The following is a 21,181-nucleotide window of genomic DNA, read 5'->3' as shown; positions in this document are numbered from 1 at the left end:
TTAAAGTGACATTAAAATTATCCGGAGATAGATGACCTCCGGATAATTAGCTCTTACCGGTCACTCATCATTTCATCAGAACAAATTTTCTTGTAAGTGAAATATTACCTGCTTCCAGTTTGTACATATAAATACCGCTTGCCAAACCTTCTGCGTTAAATGTAGCAAGGTAGTTACCAGCTCTCTGCTCGCCTTCAAACAAGCTTGCAACTTCCTGTCCGAGCATGTTGTAAATCTTTAAAGTAACATGACCAGAAACCGGAATTGAATATTCAATTTTTGTTTCAGGGTTAAATGGATTAGGATAATTCTGTCCTAACTGATATTCAGCCGGAACAATACCTGGCTGCGGTTCTACGCTTGATATATTTGATATATCACCTGTTTCAAGTGCGTAATAAATTTTTTGATACTCAGCATCTGCCTGTGCTTTCCAGAGATTATATTCATTAGGCCACCAGCGGTAGAGATCACCTAACGGGAATCCGCCAAGTGCTGCGGTTTTAATTACATCATTTGTATAAGCCATATTTTCTTCAAGCGGCCATAACTGGAACCATCCATTATCAGGTTTCCATGCATAGTTAACATCACAGCCTGAATCCCATTTACAATTAAGCCAGGGTTTTATAGAATCAATATTTGTTGGGCTTAGTATTAAACCCGGATCAATTCCATCATAGAGATTGACCGAATTCATATATGGATATACTTTGTTTCCACCGCCGTCAACACTGTCGAAGAAAGCAATAGTCTGGTTATTGAGCATAGGCTGTGGTTCCGGTATTTCATCTTCTCTTCTTTGTTGAGTAAGGAACTGAGCCCAGGGGCTGTTCGCCATCCAATCAACTAACCATGGTTCAATCACATAATTATTATTTGCGAATAGTATCCGTCTGTCCTGATCAGTAAATGGTACCGTAAAACCGAAGCTATCAACAAGCGCGATACTAATTGTTCCTCCGTTTATTGCATCACCGTCAAGAGGTCTTTTTCCGTACATATATGTGTTAACAAACAAGGAGTTTGTAACTGACATCTTGTACCACCAGCCGCTTTCAAGTGTAAACATATTTACGTTGTGGAATGTACAGTGATTGAAGTGAACATTGTCTCCATACTCACTTCCTTCCTGCATATAGACATATCCAATATTTGAAAATGTGCAGTTCTCAAATAACAAACTATCGATGTGCCATTTAGTCGATTCATAAGGGAAGGAAACTGCTCTGCCATAATATCGCAGGTGTGTATCAATACAATTTTTCCAGTAGCAGTTTTTAAATTTACCAACAAAATGATTTGCGGTTACTGTTACAGATCCGCCTGCACCTACCTGGGGTGTTGGTGAGTAATCAAAGATGACATTTTCAAAAGTACCCCTTACCTGTGATGTACCAAGCGTGTCACCGATAAAACGGATTTGTGAACTAACCTGCGCACCGGATTCATCTGCGTATCGTAACCAGACATTACTCATAGTTAGATCACCAAGACACTGGAACATAAAATCTCTGTTCACCAAATCATCGGGCGTCCATAAAATTTGTGGTGGAGAAGTTAACTGCGTAGTTCCGGGTTCTGGAGCAGTTATCCTTAAGTGTTCTCCCATTGGAATGGTTATTAAACCACTCAGAACATAGTAACCAAAGTGCTCAAGATTAAAAACTGTGGTGGACAATGTTCCATTCGTTATTGCTTGCTGCACGGCATTGTTCAGGTTACCTGCACTACCTGGTGCGTCGCTGGGAACGTTAACTATAGTTTGTGCAAACAATGTGGTTTGCAGTACTACAGTAATAATCAGAAGTTTGAAAAAATGTTTCATTTAGATTCTCCTTCTACTTTATGATTTATAAAAATTTTCATGTAAATATTTTATTTGTTAAAGTCTGTATCGTAAACCAACGTTTGCTGTAAAACCATAGTATTGTTCATTTGTTAATCCGCCAATTGTTTGCTGGGCAGATGCATTTCTTCTGTTATTCAGATTAAACATATCCAGGTACACTTCGATATTAGCCCAGGGAAGAATTTGTCTTGCCGAAGCATCCATTCTAAAATAGTCTCTGGTAAAACCATCTTCTTCTGGGAAACCTCCGATATAACTGACTGAATTACCTTGAAATACGAATGATACTCTTGCAGAAAATCCTCCATAATCATATCCGATATAAGAATTCAAAATATCATCTGGCTGGTAAATCAATCGTCCTGCTCTTGTGCTATCAAAAACTTCTACGATAACTCTGGGTTCAGTTGAACCAGGATACCAGTTGGGGTTTGGACGACTCCTATCATTTCTAAGTGGATAAGTAGCTTCAGATGAAATGTGAGTGTAGTTAAGCCCCAATACGACTCCATCTAAAGGAAAAGGTAAATACCATAACCTTGTTTGCAAATCAAATTCGATTCCTTTGACTGTTGCTTCATATGGACTGTTAATAAAAGTATAAACTTTAGCGGCATCCTTAGGTATAGCTCCATTTATTTCGTAATCGTAAATCGTATTGATTCCGGCAGGAGCAGTAGTGTGCAGAGAATAAGTTGTATAGTAGGAAAAGTTTTTTATAGTCTTACAAAATCCACCAACTGTGATTAACCCTATTTCATTATTGTGAAATGAGAATATTAAATCATGATTAAAGGATTTAGCAGTTAATAGATCTGGATTGCCTGCCCATACGCTATTCAAAGTATAATCCATCGCTATTCGAGGTGATAATTGATGATAGTCCGGACGAGCGAGTGTATTAGTATAGGCATAACGGACATCGACCCATTCTAATGGTTTGAATTTTATTTGTACCATTGGCAGCCAGAATTCATTGTCGGGAGTTGAAATTACAGTATCGATAGTTTGAGCCAACGGATTACGAGCATCAACCATGTTATAAACCTCATAGTTCGTCCTTACATTCTCATACCTAATACCGCCAACAATTCCAAAACGCCAAATGTTTACCTCTGTCATCCAATAACCTGCAAAATATTTTTCTTTGTACTTATAATCATTTGCCAATGATTGGAATGGACCATTGAACCATCCACCTGGATTTTGTCCCCCGCCTATGCCCGAAAACTCTGCAGTGCGAGAAATGAAGTAAGTCATATCCACTGGTATTGATGGATCAGCCATCCAATACAACCTTCCGAATTTGTCATCGAGAAAATTATTGTATAGTTCATTATCAGAAGCAGTAAAATTCGTAACCGGGAATCTTCCATTAACCAACTGCAATCCATATCTGGCTGCAAGAGAATCCATTATGAACTGATTATAAGACCCAGTTGAGTTTAAATTGGCATAAGGGGTTTCCTGATCATTTGAGTGATTCTGATAACCATACTGAACACCAGTCTTTAAATAGGCGGAAATTGTGGGACCAAGAGGGAGAGGAATTTTAATATTTGTCTTGTAAACCTGATTATTTTCTTTATAACGAGTGCTGAACAAATTAGCCGTAGAAAGATATGTACCCGAATGTCCTCCACTTGCTTCATATCTTTGATACGATGTTAATTGTTCAGGAATAGTGTTGAAAGGAACCGGGACTGTTATTCCTGCATCCTGGAAAAACTGTAAATACGGTGAATTGGGTAATGAGTTAAATGCATACGTATTTGCAAATCTCAAATCAAACTCAATACCTTCATAATTATAATTAAAGACTAAAGTATTGATTGCAGCATCAATATCGTTTTCCCCTGTTTTGTAATTAAAATTAATTCTTCCTTCAAAATAGTTCAGGAATTGTCTGAAGTCTTCAAACTTTGAATTCAAACGAGTAAACATATTAATTGATTTTATTGAACCAGAGGGTAGTTTAAAATCGAGTATAAGATTTCCACCATAACGTTTTCTGGTCTCAAAATGTCTAACTTGTTCGACATAAGTAGCTCTTATATCCCTAAAACCATTTACACCTACATTCAGTAACGGTACGTTATATCTACCTTCCATATTGTCTGCATTTCGGTCATAGCTTTCAATGTTTCCAAGCAAGTAGACTCCAAGAAGATCATCAAAAAATCTTGTGCTGACCGAACCTACAGCCCTGTAGTTACCATACTCTTTACTTTTGGCGGTATACCCTGATTGCCATAGCAAATCTGTATGCCACTCTGATGGTGCTTCACGTAATTCCATATTAACCGTGCCACCAATAGAGTTACCATTAAGATCAGGTGTTAAGGACTTATATACTGCTACTGTCTTTAACATATAAGGTGAGATCATACTTATATCGACACTTCGGTCATTCGTAATTGATTTTGAGGGATCAGTTGAACTACCTTGAGAAATCACACCGATGCTGGTGCTGCCTGTGGTTGCAAGCTTGAAGCCCTCTATTTCTACTGAATTAAATTGTGGTGCTAATCCCCTGATCACAATTTTATTTGCTTCACCTGAACTTTGCAGAGTGGATACACCAGGCAAACGACCTATGGTCTGTGCGGCGTTAAAGTCAGGTAGTTCCTGTATCCTTGATTCAGAGACTATGTTGGCAATTTTATCAGAAGATAATTGTTGATTGATAGCTTCAAGCTGACCCTGAGCCTGTGCAGTAATAACAATTTCCTTCCCGAGCAGAGTAGTTGCCGAAAGCTGGAAATTCATTTGCAGCGTTTTTCTCTCCGGAATATTTACCTCGTGAGTTTGAGGTTCATATCCCAAATATGAAACTTTCACTCTCTGTGTGCCGGATGGAATATTATAAATGGAATACCCGCCATCAAGATCAGTTGCTGCCCCGAGTGTACTTCCCTCAATAATTATATTGGCGCCGGGCAAGTCTTCACCTGTTGTTTTATCAGTTACCCTTCCTTTAAGTGTGCCCGTTTGTGCCGATAAAACATCTGTGCTAATAAGCACAAAGACTAAAGCACCAAGCAATACTTTACTCAATGAGTAGCAAAATGACATAACTCCTTCCTCCTCTTTTAAATTCCTTTTTAATTTTTTTGTGAAGTTGTCTGATAATTTTTCTTCACAATTTTTTCTTAAACAGCTTAGAACTATTACCTGCATTTGATGTCAGGTTATTTTCAATTTGTAATTAGTTAAGGCGCGAATTTCCTTAACTCAACTATTTACTTTCCTTAGGAATTTTTTTCACCGCATAGTATGCAGGTTTAGGCTTTCCACTATGATCAAATAAAAGCGGATAGTTTGTCCGTCCTTTTATAGGCCAGTCGTGCAGCCAGGATTCATCGTCACTTATACCCCAAAACGTAATTCTCGAAACAGATTCATCGTTCACTAAAAAAACTTTAAACAGATCAGCATATCTTTCAGCCAGCATATTTTGATTTTCTTCAGGCAGACGATCAGGATATGGATTAAATTCTTCTCTCAATTTTACATTCATTGATATATCGGCGCCAACGGGAATGTTATTGTACGGCAGTACATCAATATCCAATTCAGTTATCATCACTTTTAAACCAAGCTTCGCAAAAGCTTTTATTGTTGAATCAAGTTGTGATGTTGTGGGCCAGTCCATTTTATAATGTCCCTGCAAACCAACAGCATCGATTTTGATTCCCTTTGATCTCAGCATTTTAATTAATTCAATTGCGCCGTTTCTTTTAGGTTCATTCTCTAATGAAAAATCATTGTAATACAACTCAGTATTTGGATCCGCTTGACACGCAAACTCAAAAGCTTTTTGCAGGTAATCTTCACCTATAATCTTCACCCATTCTGATTGTTTGAGTGTACCGTCTTCATTCAATGCTTCGTTAACAACATCCCAGCCGTTTATTTTTCCTTTGTATCTTCCAACTACTGTGGTAATGTGTTCCTCCATAAGAGTAAGTAACTCTTCGCGGCTTTTATAATTTCCGTCAGAATTTTTAAATACCCATTCAGGTGTCTGCTGATGCCAGATGAGTGTGTGACCGATCATCTGCATATTCAGTTTTTCACCAAGTGCTACGAATTTGTCAGGCAGTTCAAAATTATATTCACCTTCTGATGGATGAATTTTTTCCCACTTGAAAACATTTTCTGCAGTGATTGAATTGAATTCACTCTCGAGTAAAATATTTGATGCATCATTTTTTTGAAGAATATTTTCTTCATTCAATGCTGCGCCGATATAAAAGTTGTTCTTATAAACTTCACGTAATGGTCCATCACTTTGCGCGAAAGAAATCTGACTCAGTAATAGTGCCGCTGCTACGACTAAAAATTTTTGTGATAATATTTTCAGATGACTTTTCTTCATATCAATTATGATTCTTGTCTTCTGAGAGTGAGATCATGTTCTATATCACTCATCATTTTATTTGTTAAAGGATAGAAGAACATTAATGCCGCACCGATTATTCCGAAGACTGCCGGGTAAAGGCTCATCAATAAAACTATTCCGTTAATTGTTTCGGGATTTTGTGTTTGGTTCGCAACAAAACCATAGTAAGCAAGTATCCATCCAACAAATGCGCCGCCGAGTGTTAGTCCAAGTTTTAATGCGAACAGAGAAGCAGCCATAAGCAACCCTGTTGCGCGTCTTTTATTTTTCCATTCAGAAAAATCTGCGGCATCGGTGTACATTGCCCATTGCAGAACTGAAACCGGACCCCATGCAAATGAAATAAGAATATTAATTAAATATATAAGTATGACATCCTGCGGACTTACAAAATAAAACAATGTGCAAAGCAATGAACTTATGAATAAGAACCCGGTGTATGTGTATTTTTTATCAAACTTCTTTGCAATCCATTTGGTTAGTATAGCACCGAGTATATTGAAGATAGTTCCAATCAAAAGAAAAGATGATGTGAAAACTTCATAAGAGAGGTCTATTACACTTCCGAACAGGTTTAACTGCTGATCAAGTATATAGTATTTGAAATAATAAACTATCGAAGAACTTCTCATCACAATAAATATCAACTGGAATACAGTTGCGCCGCCAATCAATAACCATGCTTTGTTGTTGAATAAATCTTTAAGGTCCCGCTTGGTTTCTATTTTTTGATTTGCAGGAGGGTGAACACGTTCTTTGGTTGTGAGGAAAGTTACAATCAGAAGAATTGCAGCAAGCGCACCAAGACATGCCATAGCCCATTGCCAGCCAACAGCATCATTCCCGTTTCCGAAATATTTTACAAGGGAAATTGCGGAGCCTTGCACTATCAGCCCTCCCACAAAAGCAGCAACAAATCTGTATGATGAAAGTCCTGTACGTTCAAGTGAATTAGGAGTTATTACACCCATCAGAGCAGAGTACGGTACGTTAACAATCGTGTAAAGTACCATCAGTAAATTGTAGGTTATGTATGCATAAATCAGTTTGCCTGAATCAGTGAAGTCCGGAGTAGTAAATGTAAGCACTCCAATTATTGCAAATGGTAAAGCGAAGAAAAGAAGGTATGGTCTGAATTTTCCCCAGCGGGAATTTGTTCTGTCTGCAATTGTTCCCATTATCGGGTCATTAACTGCATCAAAAATTCTGGTTACAAGGAACATTGTACCAACCGCTGCGGCAGGTAAACCAAATACATCTGTGTAAAAATTAAGAAGGAATATTATGAACGTCTGGAAGTAAATGTTGGACGCAGCATCTCCCAGGCTGTAACCGATTTTCTCTTTTAAAGTAAGCCGGTCTTTAACGACTGTGATTTGAGCGTACTCTAAATCTTTGTTCTCTTCAATATCAATCTGCACTGTTCACCTTAAAGATTGATTTAATTTTTATTTAACTAAAAAAGTAACTTTCAACAGATCTTCATTCCTTGAGGAATTGCCGATCATTATTTCAAACTCGCCTGGTTCAACTACATACTTCATATCAATGTTTGTAAATGCCAGGTGTTCAGATGAAATTTCAAATGTAACCGTTTTCATCTGACCAGGTTCAACACTGATTTTCTTAAATCCTTTAAGTTCTTTTACTGGTCTTGTAACACTGCTTACCATATCTCGAATATATAGTTGAACAACTTCTTCGCCTTTATAACTACCAGCGTTTTTAACGTCCACAGTGACTATCACTGATTCATTTTCGCTGATTGAATTCTTATTCACTTTTAAATTGCTGAATTCAAATTTTGAGTAGCTCAATCCATATCCAAAACTGAAAAGAGGTGAAATGTCATCGAACAGGTAACCTCTTCTTGCAGATGGTTTATAGTTATAATAACAAGGTATATGTCCCGCAGAACGGGGAAATGAAATTGGAAGTTTACCTGAAGGATTTACTTCGCCGAACAATACGTCTGCGACTGCTTTACCTGTTTCCTGTCCCAGGTACCAGCATTCAAACAAAGCGTTTGCATTTGAGTAAATGTGGTTAACAGAATTTGGTCGTCCGTTAAAAAGTAAAACGATTACCGGTTTACCAAGTTTTTTTATTTCGTTAAACAGTCTGCTTTGTTCGCCAATAAGTTCAAGACTTGGACGATCACCGAGATGAATATTTTTCCATGCTTCTCTTGAAGTTTGTTCATTGCCGCCAAGAGCAAGAATAACTACTTCTGCATTTTTAGCAACTTCAACTGCTTCACTGATGAGTTGTTCATTTTCATTCGTATCAGCTAATACAACCTCATCATCATTCCATGAACCGCCGATAGTTATTTTACATCCTTCACTGTACAGAACATTAATTTTTCTGCCAGCTTTTTCTTTTATACCTTCAAGTACAGTTGTGTAATATTTTGGTTCGCCGCTGTAACCACCGAGAAGTTTTCTGTCTGCGTTCGGACCAATAACAGCAATTGATTTTAATTTCTTTTCATCAAGCGGTAGAATTTCATTTTCATTTTTAAGCAGCACCATTGTTTCATAAGCAGATTTTAATGCTATGTCACGATGTTTTTCTATCATCGTGTTATATGTAGTTTCAGAAAATGAAATGTAAGGGTTTTCAAATAACCCCATACGGAATTTTAATTCAAGCATCGGGGTAATAAGTTCATCGAGTACTGATTCCGATAGCTCTCCATTTTTTACTAACTCATATAATGCCGGATAACAATCAGGATCAGGCAGTTCAATGTTTACGCCCGCGAGTGCTGCAATTTTTGCAGCTTCGGATTTATCAGAAGCAACGGAATGTCCGAACGTATCCTCCCTGTTATTCAGTTCTGTAACCGCATAATAATCTGAAACAACAGCACCTGTAAATCCCCAGTCCTGTCTCAGAATTTTTTTAAGCAGCCAGTTGTTTGAATGAGACGGTACTCCATCTATTTCATTGTATGAAGCCATCACACTTATAGCATCTGCTTTCTTAAGAACTTCTTTGAACGGAAAAAGAAATACATCGTGTAGTACTCTTTCAGAAAAATTTGCCGGACCGCAATTTGAGCCGGACTCAGGTTGACCATGTGCAGCAAAATGTTTTAAAGTCGCAGCTAAGTTTTTATGTGAACTGAAGTCATTATCACCCTGTAACCCTCGAACTGCAGCAATACCCATTTGCGAAACGAGGTAAGGGTCTTCACCAAATGTTTCTTCGACTCTTCCCCACCGCGGATCGCGTGCAACATCAACAACAGGACTAAGTGCCTGGTGTACACCCCGGCTGCCTGCTTCTTTTGCAATTGAAGCGTAAATATCTTTTATCAATTCTGTATTGAATGTTGATGCAAGTCCGATTGGCTGCGGATAACTGGTTGCTTCTTTTCCGGCTAAACCGTGCAAACATTCTTCGTGGAAAATTACAGGTATTCCTAATCTCGTTTCTTCGGCAAAAAATCTTTGTAATGTATTTGCAAGTTCAACCTGCGTTGCCGGAGTCACGCCGCCAGCGGTATCACTTAATCTCCCTATATGCCCGATACCGTTTTTATATCGTTCATCAAGAACAGAGGAATTCAAATTACCTGTTTCATCAAAGAGGATAGTATTCTTATCACCCCATATACAAAGCATCTGAGCTACTTTTTCTTCGAGGGTCATTTTTGAAATAAGATCAATCACTCTTTGTTTTACAGGCAGCGCCGGATTTTTATAATCCAGAACATCGACCTGAATTTCACCGTTAACAATTTTTTCTGTCATTTTATTTTAACAATCTATAAATATCTCTTTAGCTCAAATATGAATTAAGAATGTTCTCCAGCATTTCCTGTCTTCCGCTTTCAAGTACCGGTGCGTCTGAATCAATAACGTACGTTTCAATTTCTTTTAATGTAGCATTACCTGACATAATCTTTTTACCTATCTCACTGTTAAAACTTGAGTACCGCTGTTTAACAAAATCACTCAATGCTTTATCTTCAATTAATTTGTGAGCAATTAATAATCCGCGTGCAAACGCATCCATTCCCCCGATATGAGCATGAAACAGATCATAAGGATCGGTCGAACTGCGTCTTGGTTTTGCATCGAAGTTTAATCCGCCGGTACCTAAACCGTTCTGGTTAAGGATTATCATCATTGCCATAGTTGTCTGATAAATGTCTGTTGGAAACTGATCTGTATCCCATCCAAGCATAAGGTCACCCCGGTTTGCGTCAACACTACCAAGTTTACCTGCTGCTGATGCAACTGCTAATTCATGTTCAAATGTATGTCCTGCTAGAGTAGCATGATTTGCTTCAATGTTTAATTTGAAATTATCGATCAGGTTATGTTCTTTTAAAAAGTATAAAGAAGTAGCAGCATCAAAATCATATTGATGTTTGGAAGGTTCAGCAGGTTTTGGTTCAATTAAAAACTGTCCATTAAAACCGATTTCTTTTTTATATGCAACCGCCATGTGGAAGAACTTTGCCATCTGCTCCTGTTCTCTCTTAACATCAGTATTAAGCAGAGTTTCATAACCTTCTCTACCGCCCCAGAAAACATAGTTCTCTCCGCCAAGTTCATAAGTAGCATCAATTGCATTTTTAACCTGTGCCGCTGCAAGTGCCATCACATTTACATTAGGACTTGTTGCCGCACCCTGTGCATATATCGGATTGCCAAAAAGATTTGCTGTTCCCCAGAGTAATTTTACTCCGGTAGATTTTTGAAGTGACTTTGCATATTCAACCATTGTCTGAAGATTTTTACAAGACTCGGTAAAAGTATCTCCTTCCGGTGCAATGTCGCGATCATGAAAACAATAATAATCTATCCCCAGTTTTTGAAAAAACTCGAACGCAGCATCCATCGTATCTTTAGCGCGTGTGATTTGGTCGGAAGATTTATGCCATTCACGTTTAAAACTTGGACTACCAAAAATATCTCTTCCATCTCCCATCAGTGTATGCCAGTATGCAACTGAAAATCTAAGATGTTCAGCCATTGTTTTGGAACCGACAACCTGTTGTTTGTTATAGTATTTAAAAGCGAATGGATTTTTTGATTCCTTACCTTCAAATTTTATTTCTTTAATATTGGGGAAAAATTTGTTCAACATTGATTTACTCTGGAATTGGTGTGTGATAGTGAATTGAAATGATCTGGTGTTTTAGCAAGCACTTCATAGATAATTTTACTTTGCTCATACAATTAAACAATAAATTATTCTTTTTATCAGTTCAATATTTATTGAACCGGTTTAATATTATAAATAAAAATTTTAAATGTCAACAAAATTAATCTCCATTTTTATGTGCAAACTATTAACGATTAATAAATGAACAATAATTTTATTGAAGCACTCGTTCCAACATTTTTAATTAACATTCAGTTTTGAACGAAGGATTTCTTCCCACTTTTTATACACTGAATCGTATTGATTGACAAGTTCAGGATCAGGTAAAAGTTCTTCAACTAATTTTAATCCTTTAAAGGCAGCAACTTCACTAAACAATCCTGTTCCTATACCTGCACCCCTCGCGGCTCCCTGTGAACCGTCGGTATTATATAGTTCTAATGCAACGTTACATGTATTAACAAATGCTTTTCTGAAAACCGGACTCTGAAATAAATTTGAATTACCTGCTCTTACAACATTGAATTTCATGTTCATTGATTTCATTACTTCAAGTCCGTATCTAAATGTAAATACAATACCCTCCTGTGCAGCATTAATTACATGTTCCTTCTTATGAAGGTTGAAATCAATCCCGGAAAAATGAGCATCAATTCTTTTGTTTGTTAAAACTCTTTCCGCTCCGTTACCAAATGGAAAACACATCAAACCTTGTGACCCGGGACTTACTGCAGATGCGAATGTATTCATCTCATTGTATGAATATTTATTTTCAAATAACTGCTGCTTTATCCAGCTATACTGAATGCCCGTTCCATTGATACATAACAACACGCCGACATTATGTTTTGACTTTGTATAGTTAACGTGAGCAAATGTGTTAACACGGTTCTGCGGATCAAAAATATTTTTATTATCCACACCATAAATAACACCTGATGTACCCGCCGTTGCTGCAATCTCTCCCGGATTTAATACGTTCAATGATAATGCATTATTAGGTTGATCGCCGGCTCTGTATGCAACCGGAATTCCATGTTTTAATCCAAGTTCATCTGCTGCCTTTTTATTAACAACACCCTGGTCCCCGAAATTTGGAACAATATCAGGAATCAGGTTTTCATGAATTTTATAATAATGAAGAACTTCATTTGCGATACGTTCATTTTTAAAATTCCAGAATATACCTTCACTTAAACCGGAAATAGTTGTTGTTATCCTGCCTGTTAATTTCATAGCTATGTAGTCGCCGGGCAGCATGAACTTATAAGTCCGCGAATATATATCGGGAAGATTTTCTTTTACCCATCGTAGTTTTGATGCAGTAAAGTTTGCGGGCGAATTAAGAAAATGTTCCAGGCAAAACTCTTCGCCGAGTTCTTTAAATGCTTTGTTTCCTGTTTCAACCGCTCTGCTGTCACACCATATAATTGAAGGATATAAAACTTTTTGATCTGCATCGACAAGAACCAATCCATGCATCTGGTATGAAATTCCAATTCCTAAAACTTCGAATGTACTTACATTTACTTTTGATGTGATCTTTTTTACAGCTTCAACAGTATGATGCCACCAGGTTTCCGGATGTTGTTCAGCCCAACCGGATTTTGATGATTCAATTTTCATTTCGGTCTCGGGTGAATTTGCAGAAGCAATAAGTTCACCGGTTATGGCATCAATATATGATGCTTTTACAGATGAACTTCCGATATCTAATCCTAACAAAAATTTTTTATTCATAGATTTGATTAAGAATTGTTAAATGTTATCTCCCTCATACTTCAAGTATTTTACTGAAGAATCTATAACGGCATTTCCCCAATTTTTATTTTAATTTGTTATGTAAGAACTCTTGTTGATTCCCGAATAACAAACTCAGTATCGAGAATCACTTTTTCCGGTGTTAACAAATGTTGAGCTTCAATATTTCTGATTAATATTTCAGCAGCAGTTCTCCCTATCTCTTCTTTCGGTGCGCTTATAGTTGTTAATGGCACCGGATAAATCCTTGCATAGTAAATATCATCGTTACCGACAATTGAAATATCTTCGGGAACTTTTATTCCGAGTTCTTTCATTGCCGTCATTACAGCAAGTGCCTGCTGATCATTGAAACAAACAATTGCGGTCGGGTAATCTTTTTTCTTTTTATCCTTGAAGTATTCAAGTGTACGTGAATGACTTTCGTCATACTTTGAACCTATGTTAACAATCATATCACTCTTGAATACAAGTGTCCGTTCACTGAATGCGTGGCGAAACCCTTCTATTCTTTCCTGCGTATGAGATGAATGAGGCGGACCGGCAAAGTGTACAATCTTTTGATGACCGTTATCTATCAAATACTTCACAGCTTTTTTAATTGCTTTGATATTATCTATCGCAACTACATTAGCCTGGATACCTTTAACATCCTCAAGCAAAACAAAAGGATAGTTAATCATCTTTAATTTGAATAGATGTTCAATCTCTGCTTCACCTTCAACAATTGGAGCTATAATAACTCCCTTAATATCTTTTGAAGAGAAAAAGTTGGAGAATTTTTTTTCACAGGTGTGATCATTTTCCGAGCTTGCAACAATTACAGAATAGCCTTTGCTGTTTGCGTAGTCTTTAACGCCAAGTGCGATTGAAGTATAAAACGGGTAAGTGAGATCCTTAATTATAATTCCAATGCTCTTGTCAGGAGAACCGTTTTTCATGTTCCTTGCAATGCCTTTGGGACGGAAATTTAATTCCTTCATTATTTCCAGAATGTGATTGCGGGTTCCAGATTTAACCGTACTCTTACCATTGATAACTGCTGAAACAGTTCCCTTAGATACACCAGCGCGTTTTGCAACATCTTCAATTGTAATTTTTTTCACAAGCTAATCCTCAGCTTCCAAAATTATTTTTAATAGAAAGGATAAAAAAGAGATATGAGATTGAATGAATGTTAGTTTTTTTTTCATTTTTTGAGTTAGGTTAAAAAATATTTTAACCGGTTCAATTATATAAAAGAAAATTCAGAAAGGCAACGAGGTTTAATAAATGTTCAAATATTTTTTACCAGTACTGATGAACTTTTTCTTTTATCAATTCTGAATAAATCTTTTTTACTTCTTTCATTACTTTATTATTAAGCGCCGGCAATTCCGATGCTTTAGCATTATCAATAACCTGTAAATGATTTTTCGCACCTGCAATTGTGCAACTGATCTTATCAAACATAAGTATCCATTTTAACGCGAACTGCGACATTGAAAACGCTTGTGGACAAATTGCTTTTAGACTTTCAACAACTTTTAAACTCAGTTCATAATCAATCCCGGAAAATGTTTCACCTTTATCAAAATATTTCCCATTCCTGTTGAAATGTCTGTGATCATCTTTTTCAAACTTTGTACTCTTTGTAAACTTTCCTGTTAATAATCCCGATGAAAGCGGAACACGGGCGATGATACCTTTTTGTTTTAACTTTGCCTGCTGAAAAAATAATTCAGATGGTCTTTGTCGTAACATATTAAAGATAATCTGGACTGATTGAACATTCGGATACTCTATTGCCTTCAACGCTTCTTCAACTTTTTCAACACTTACACCGTAAAACCTGATTTTACCTGCTTCAACAAGTTCATCGAGAATATCGAATACTTCCGGCATATAATAAACATTTGTCGGAGGACAATGGAGCTGAAGAAGATCAATTGAATCAACCTGAAGATTTTTTAGACTACGTTCAACAAACCTGATGATATTTTTTTTGCTGTACCCTTCCGCAATATGTGGGTTAAGTCGTCTGCCTGCTTTTGTCGCGATATAAAAATTTTCTTTTCGTTCTTTCTTTAACTTCGCCAGAAGTTTTTCGCTTCTGCCGTCACCATACACATCAGCCGTATCAAAAAAATTAATACCTGAATCAAGTGCCGTATGAAGTGCTGTCATTGAGTCTTTATCATTTACACTTCCCCATGTTCCGCCTATTGCCCAGGCGCCAAAACTTATTTCCGAAATTTTCCATCCGGTGGTTCCAAATTTTCTGTACTTCATAAAATCTAATCCTTAACCATGAATTTATAAATAGTTTCCTGCCTATACGTTTGAGTGGGTAATAATGTGGTTGAAGGAAATTCAGGATGGTTAGGTGAATCAGGAAAGTGTTGTGCTTCAAGGCACAGTCCGGTCCTGAAATCATTTTTAATTCCGGATTTTCCAATGCTTCCATCAAGAAAATTACCTGAATAAAATTGAAGTCCCGGCTGATCGCTGTACATCTCCATCATTCTTCCTGAGTTTTGTTCAAACAAAACCGCAACTTGTTTTTTTGTGCCATTATAATTATTGATGAGCCAGTTATGATCAAAACCGTTTCCGATCTTCATCTGATCTGTATCTGAATCAATTACATCTCTGATAAATTTTAGTTTTCTGAAATCCATCGGAGTGTCTTCAACCACTTCTATACTAACGGGAATCTGTTCATCGTTTACAGCTAAAAATCTGTCGGCATTTATTTTTAGTTGATGATTTCCGATTGAACTACCTGGCTTCCCCGATAAATTAAAATACGAATGATGCGTTGGATTCAATACTGTTGCCATATCTGTTTCAGCGTGGTACTCAATTTTCAATTCATCATTTTCAGTAAGAGAATATTTCACAGCGATAATAAGATTACCCGGATAACCTTCTTCACCATCAATACTATTATAAGTAAGCTTAACAGATTTTGAATCTTCCCTGTATTCAGTTATAGCATTCCACAATACTTTGTGGTAGCCTGTGGTTCCCCCGTGAAGATGATTGTTCCCATTATTAATAGATAATGAGTAAGGTTTATCATTCAGAAAAAATTTTCCTTTAGAAATCCTGTTGCCGTATCTGCCAACGATACCTCCCATAAAACTTTTATCCTGCACATAACCATCGAGTGAGTCATAACCTAAAACAACGTCGTCAAGTTTACCGTGTTTGTCTTTCACAAAAATGTTTGTAACAATTGCGCCGTAGTTTATAATGTTGACCATCATACCATGAGAATTGAGAAGAGAGTAAAGATTAACTTCCCTGCCGTCAGAAAGGTTACCGTAAAAAGATTTAGTGATCATATTTTTTTGATAAGTATATTATTCTATTTTTCCCACATGGTTTAATAAATTTTTGAACTTAATTAAACCGTTTTAATTTTTTAGTTATTCTGAGCAAATATAATATTAAATCCGGATAAAGTTGAAGGTGAAACATGGATTTTCTTGGAACTGCAGACTGGATAATTGTTTTTCTATACTTCCTGGTAATTGCAGGAATTTCATACTGGTCAATGAAAAAGAAAAAAGATTCTGCGCAGGAATATTTTCTTGCTAACAGGAATGTAGGTTGGTTTGTAATCGGCGCGTCAATCCTTGCCTCAAATGTTGGTTCGGAACATGTTGTCGGACTCGCAGGAACCGGCGCTGATTCAGGTTTGATAATGGGTCATTACGAACTTCACTCATGGATTGCACTTATGCTTGGCTGGGTGTTTGTTCCATTCTATCTTAGAAGCAAAGTATTTACCATGCCCGAGTTTCTTGAAAGAAGATATAACGATAAAGCAAGATGGTTCCTTTCAGTTGTCTCACTTGTAAGTTATGTTTTAACCAAAGTATCAGTTACTGTTTATGCCGGTGCGGTTGTTATCACATCATTCCTTGGTGTTGATTTCTGGACAGGTGCCCTTGTACTCGTTGTGCTTACAGGAATTTATACTGTAGTTGGTGGAATGCGGGCTGTAGTTTATACGGAAGCTATGCAGGCGATTCTGCTTTTGTTCGGTTCAATACTTTTAACAATAATCGGTCTTTATGAATTAGGCGGATGGAACGAATTGATTGCATCAGTGCCGGCAGAAAAATTAAATATGTTTCCTCCTTTATCCGATCCAAATTTTCCATGGGCTGGAATTTTATTTGCATCCCCAATTGTCGGTATATGGTATTGGTGTACGGATCAATATATAGTCCAGAGAATCTTAACGGCAAGAAATGAAAAAGAAGCAAGACGGGGAACTATCTTTGCGGCATACTTAAAATTATTTCCATTCTTTGTTTTTCTAATTCCCGGGTTGATTGCTGCGGCATTAGCAAGCAGTGGAAAAATAGAATTGACACAATCCGACCAGGCATTCCCGGTACTTGTGAAAACGCTACTACCAGTTGGTTTAAGAGGATTGATAGCAGGTGGTTTATTAGCCGCTTTGATGAGTTCACTTGCATCAGTTTTTAATTCGTGTTCAACATTGTTTACTATGGATATATATAGAAAATTTAATCCTGACGCTGAAGAAAAAAAATTAGTATCAATAGGAAGGCTTGCTACGGGAGTTGTAGTTGTACTCGGAATTCTATGGATTCCTTTAATGAAAAATATTTCGGGAACATTATACCAATACTTACAAAGTGTACAATCATACATCGCACCGCCAATTGCGGCAGTTTTTCTATTAGGAATTTTCTTTAAACGTATTAATTCTTACGGAGCTTTATCAGCACTTATCGGCGGATTTGTAATTGGAATTTTGAGAATCATACTTGAGATAAGTAAAGATTCACTGAGCGGATTATTATATGACTTTGCGACTGTGAACTTTTTATACTTTTGTATAATGCTTTTCACATTCAGCATTTTACTTATGACTATTGTAAGTTTATTAACAGCCAAGCCTTCTGAAGAACAACTAAATGGGCTTACATATTCAACTACAGTAAAAGAAGATAAAGCAACTTCAAGATCAAGCTGGACAACATTTGATCTTGTGCTGTCATTAATTGTTGTAGTTTTTATAATCGCTGTGTTCGTATATTTTTCACCGTTGGGCGTTGCAGGTTAGAACTGAATTTGCAGCAAATGATCTGAGAATTATTATTAAAGCATTCTATCTTTAAAATAACAAATCCCGCACTTGACGGGATTTGTTTGCTTAGCATTCGAATCTTACCAAAAAACTCCGTAGAGAATTAGTGTAACTACTACAACAGCACCACCCCACCACATCAATTGTGGTGTCGGAGCTAAATCAAAACCATCTCTCTTCGGTAATGTTTTTGGTTCTTTTAGCGGCTTGGCTATTGTTATGACAGTCATCAATAATAAAATGATCCCGAATGTAATTGCCATCCTGTTAAGAAAAGCAATTTCACCAAACTGCCATTGAAGAAATCCATAAACAGGAACGCACGCAACTAATGCCACCACACCGGCTGCCGGTGGTGCTTTCTTTACAATTATTCCAAACACAAATGCCGCTAATATTCCGGGTGAAATATATCCCTGGAATTCCTGTATATAAGTGAATATCCCCTGGAATTTTGGATCACCAAGATAAGGTGCTATAAAACATCCAAGCACAACAAAAATTAATGTCATCACTCTTCCGATAAACACTAAATTTTTCTGTGATGAATCTTTTTTGATATAAACCTTATACAGATCTAAAGTAAATATTGTCGATGCTGAATTTAACATCGATGCTAATGAACTTATCACAGCGCCGGCAATCGCTGCAAGCATAAATCCTTTTAGTCCTGACGGAATAAGATTCTTAATTAGTAACGGGTAAGCAGCATCTGTGTTGTTCATTGAATCACCATAAAGTTGTGCCGCCATAATCCCGGGAAACACTATCACAAATGGAATTATTATTTTTATTGCCGCCGCAAAGATGATTCCCTTTTGTCCTTCACGTAAACTTTTTGCGGCTAATGTACGCTGGGTGATGTACTGGTTTAATCCCCAGTAATAGATATTAGGAATCCACAAACCAATGACAAGTGCAGTCCATGGAAGTACCGGATGATCGGCAGGTAATACCATGTGAAGTTTGTCAGCGTTGTGAGTAAAGAAATTATCAAATCCGCCGACGGCATATAAACCGAACACAAGTACAAGCGCTCCGCCGACTATAAGTGCAGTACCCTGGAAAACATCAGCCCAGGCAACTGCTTTTAATCCGCCGTATGTAGTGTAGAGTGCGGCGATAACTCCAATTATCCAGACTGCCATTTCAAGATCAACATTAAATATTGTGTAGATAGTAATTGCACCGGAGTAGATCACTGCCGAGATTGTTACTCCTACATAAATTACCATTGTGTAAAAAGCCATTAAAGACCTGGCGGCAGAGTTGTACCTGTATTCAAGAAATTCCGGGATAGTATAAATACCACTGCTCAAAAATCTTGGAAGGAAAAAGAACGCAACAAACACTAATGTTATTGCAGCCATCCATTCGTAACTTGCTATTGCAAGTCCAACATTGCCGGCACTTTGTCCGGACATTCCCACAAATTGTTCGGATGAAATGTTAGCAGCAATAAGTGATATACCTATAATTGGCCAGATAAGACTTCTGCTTGCAAGAAAATAATCTTCACCTGTTTCTTCTTTCCTGCTTTTGAACATACTTGTTCCAAGCACTACCACGAAGAAGAGGATGATTACACTTATATCAAGTATCCCTAATTCCATAAAGTTTCCTTTATATTAAAATGAAGTACAACTAATCTAAAATAACTTTTGTGGTTCCTACCTTCCGGATATTCAGATTTAAAACTTTAAATGAATCCGATATGTCGGAAATATAATTAATAAACTCATTAACAAATTTATTATTCAGAAAAACCTGGATGGTACCTTCAAACCCTCCGCCGTGGATCCTGCAAGCGCCTTCGCCAATTTTATTAATGAAGTCTTCAGTAAATGCCAGCGCTACTGAAACAGGCTGAAACATCGGATCATTCGATGAGTAAATATTCTGTAAATATTTGAATGATGAATTGCCAGATTCATTTGCAAGAGTTAAGAATTTTTTAAAATCATTTGAACGAAGTGCCGTGACTTGTTTTTTTACTCTTTCATTTTCTTTATAGAAATGATATGCACGAAGTATCGCACGGTCACTTACTTTATTTCTTAAAGTTTTTACACCTGATAAAAATTCTTCGTAACTAATCTCATTACAATTCATTTTATTAAATGCGGCGGCTACTTCTCTCATCTCAGTCGGGATTGCAGCATAATCATTTGTTAAACTTATGTGCGAACCTCCGGTATGTACAATTACCATTGAATAATTTTCCTGCGCGAATTCATAATTGATTTTTTCAATGACAGGATTTTCAAGATCATTAAAATCAATTGAAACAATTCCACCAACTGCACAAGCCATCTGATCCATTAACCCGCATGGCTTTTTGAAGAAAACATTTTCCGAGTATAGCCCTATCTTTGCTATCTCAGAAGCCGGTATTCTTCCATCATTATATAAATGATTGAAGATTGTTCCGATTAAAACTTCTATTGATGCCGATGAACTTAAACCCGAACCTTTTATTACATCACTTGTAATACAGGCGTTAAATCCTCCGGCAGAAAACCCTTTCTCCATAAAACGTGAAGCGATACCTCGTATCAAAGCGTTAGTTGTTCCTGCTTCGAATTCAACGGGGTTTAAATTATTCAGGTTTACTTTGAATGGTTCTTTATATCCTTCTGAAAATAAAATAACTTCGTTGCTATCATTTACAGATGCGGCAGCGATTGAATCAAGATTAATACTCGCCGCTATTACCATTCCGTGATTGTGATCAGTGTGGTTTCCGCTTATTTCAGTTCTGCCGGGAGAACTAAAATAATTTGAAGGTGTCGTTTTAAATTTTTGTTCAAACTCAGCAGATAATTTTTTGTACCCGTTCCTTTGACATGTAATTACTTTCTCATCACCATTATAAAGTTCATTCAACAATATTTCAGAATCAGTCATAGATATTTTTATATTCATA

The 21,181-nt window shown here is 37.0% G+C and carries 13 protein-coding genes; 1 reads left to right on the top strand and 12 read right to left on the bottom strand.

Annotated features, from left to right (window positions below):
• Nucleotides 1–67: 67 nt before the first annotated feature.
• From IPM56_03365 to IPM56_03320, 10 genes are all read right to left on the bottom strand, one after another.
• Entirely contained in the window at nt 68–1,828 is a 1,761-nt protein-coding gene (locus IPM56_03365; GenBank protein QQS37006.1) for a T9SS type A sorting domain-containing protein, read from the bottom strand.
• A 57-nt stretch (nt 1,829–1,885) separates the two neighbouring features.
• Nucleotides 1,886–4,927: a carboxypeptidase-like regulatory domain-containing protein gene (locus IPM56_03360; protein QQS37005.1), complete on the bottom strand. Its 3,042-nt coding sequence runs from the start codon at nt 4,925–4,927 to the stop codon at nt 1,886–1,888.
• Nucleotides 4,928–5,090: 163 nt separating this feature from the next.
• Nucleotides 5,091–6,233 carry an endo-1,4-beta-xylanase gene (locus IPM56_03355; protein QQS37004.1) on the bottom strand — a complete coding sequence of 381 codons (1,143 nt, stop codon included), beginning with the start codon at nt 6,231–6,233 and terminating at the stop codon, nt 5,091–5,093.
• Nucleotides 6,234–6,238: 5 nt separating this feature from the next.
• On the bottom strand, nt 6,239–7,633 hold the full coding sequence (locus IPM56_03350) for an MFS transporter (protein QQS38216.1): 1,395 nt from the start codon (nt 7,631–7,633) through the stop codon (nt 6,239–6,241).
• A gap of 72 nt (nt 7,634–7,705) precedes the next feature.
• Nucleotides 7,706–10,018 (bottom strand): glycoside hydrolase family 3 C-terminal domain-containing protein, encoded by a 2,313-nt coding sequence (locus tag IPM56_03345; GenBank protein QQS37003.1) that lies wholly within the window; start codon nt 10,016–10,018, stop codon nt 7,706–7,708.
• Nucleotides 10,019–10,046: 28 nt separating this feature from the next.
• Nucleotides 10,047–11,360: a xylose isomerase gene (gene xylA, locus IPM56_03340; protein ID QQS38215.1), complete on the bottom strand. Its 1,314-nt coding sequence runs from the start codon at nt 11,358–11,360 to the stop codon at nt 10,047–10,049.
• Nucleotides 11,361–11,621: 261 nt separating this feature from the next.
• A complete protein-coding gene (locus IPM56_03335; protein QQS37002.1) occupies nt 11,622–13,121 on the bottom strand; it encodes a carbohydrate kinase in 1,500 nt (499 codons plus the stop codon).
• Nucleotides 13,122–13,219: 98 nt separating this feature from the next.
• Nucleotides 13,220–14,248: a LacI family DNA-binding transcriptional regulator gene (locus tag IPM56_03330; protein ID QQS37001.1), complete on the bottom strand. Its 1,029-nt coding sequence runs from the start codon at nt 14,246–14,248 to the stop codon at nt 13,220–13,222.
• A gap of 181 nt (nt 14,249–14,429) precedes the next feature.
• Nucleotides 14,430–15,413 (bottom strand): aldo/keto reductase, encoded by a 984-nt coding sequence (locus tag IPM56_03325; GenBank protein QQS37000.1) that lies wholly within the window; start codon nt 15,411–15,413, stop codon nt 14,430–14,432.
• A gap of 5 nt (nt 15,414–15,418) precedes the next feature.
• Nucleotides 15,419–16,471 carry a galactose mutarotase gene (locus IPM56_03320; protein ID QQS36999.1) on the bottom strand — a complete coding sequence of 351 codons (1,053 nt, stop codon included), beginning with the start codon at nt 16,469–16,471 and terminating at the stop codon, nt 15,419–15,421.
• A gap of 134 nt (nt 16,472–16,605) precedes the next feature.
• Between IPM56_03320 and IPM56_03315 the strand changes: the two genes are divergently transcribed.
• Nucleotides 16,606–18,231, top strand: a complete 1,626-nt coding sequence (locus IPM56_03315) for a sodium:solute symporter (GenBank protein QQS36998.1) — start codon at nt 16,606–16,608, stop codon at nt 18,229–18,231.
• Nucleotides 18,232–18,335: 104 nt separating this feature from the next.
• Here IPM56_03315 and IPM56_03310 read toward each other — a convergent pair whose 3' ends face one another.
• Both IPM56_03310 and IPM56_03305 read right to left on the bottom strand, forming a co-directional pair.
• The gene (locus tag IPM56_03310) at nt 18,336–19,868 is read right to left on the bottom strand and encodes a solute:sodium symporter family transporter (protein QQS36997.1); all 1,533 of its coding nucleotides are present in this window, start codon (nt 19,866–19,868) and stop codon (nt 18,336–18,338) included.
• Nucleotides 19,869–19,899: 31 nt separating this feature from the next.
• Nucleotides 19,900–21,180, bottom strand: coding sequence for a galactokinase (locus IPM56_03305; protein ID QQS36996.1), 1,281 nt, complete (start codon nt 21,178–21,180; stop codon nt 19,900–19,902).
• Nucleotide 21,181: the final 1 nt, after the last annotated feature.

It is taken from the genome of Ignavibacteriales bacterium (genome assembly GCA_016700155.1).
In the GTDB taxonomy this organism is placed as follows: Bacteria; Bacteroidota; Ignavibacteria; order Ignavibacteriales; family Ignavibacteriaceae.
Note: the sequence above shows the minus strand (reverse complement) of the source record. Positions and strands in the feature narration are given on the sequence as shown.

What these genes read in the sequence shown, in the direction of transcription:
- IPM56_03325 (QQS37000.1), bottom strand. Translation starts at nt 15,413, where the DNA reads ATGAAGTACAGAAAATTTGGAACCACCGGATGGAAAATTTCGGAAATA.
- IPM56_03310 (QQS36997.1), bottom strand. Translation starts at nt 19,868, where the DNA reads ATGGAATTAGGGATACTTGATATAAGTGTAATCATCCTCTTCTTCGTG.
- IPM56_03305 (QQS36996.1), bottom strand. Translation starts at nt 21,180, where the DNA reads ATGAATATAAAAATATCTATGACTGATTCTGAAATATTGTTGAATGAA.
- IPM56_03315 (QQS36998.1), top strand. Translation starts at nt 16,606, where the DNA reads ATGGATTTTCTTGGAACTGCAGACTGGATAATTGTTTTTCTATACTTC.
- IPM56_03365 (QQS37006.1), bottom strand. Translation starts at nt 1,828, where the DNA reads ATGAAACATTTTTTCAAACTTCTGATTATTACTGTAGTACTGCAAACC.
- IPM56_03345 (QQS37003.1), bottom strand. Translation starts at nt 10,018, where the DNA reads ATGACAGAAAAAATTGTTAACGGTGAAATTCAGGTCGATGTTCTGGAT.
- IPM56_03355 (QQS37004.1), bottom strand. Translation starts at nt 6,233, where the DNA reads ATGAAGAAAAGTCATCTGAAAATATTATCACAAAAATTTTTAGTCGTA.
- IPM56_03320 (QQS36999.1), bottom strand. Translation starts at nt 16,471, where the DNA reads ATGATCACTAAATCTTTTTACGGTAACCTTTCTGACGGCAGGGAAGTT.
- IPM56_03335 (QQS37002.1), bottom strand. Translation starts at nt 13,121, where the DNA reads ATGAATAAAAAATTTTTGTTAGGATTAGATATCGGAAGTTCATCTGTA.
- IPM56_03360 (QQS37005.1), bottom strand. Translation starts at nt 4,927, where the DNA reads ATGTCATTTTGCTACTCATTGAGTAAAGTATTGCTTGGTGCTTTAGTC.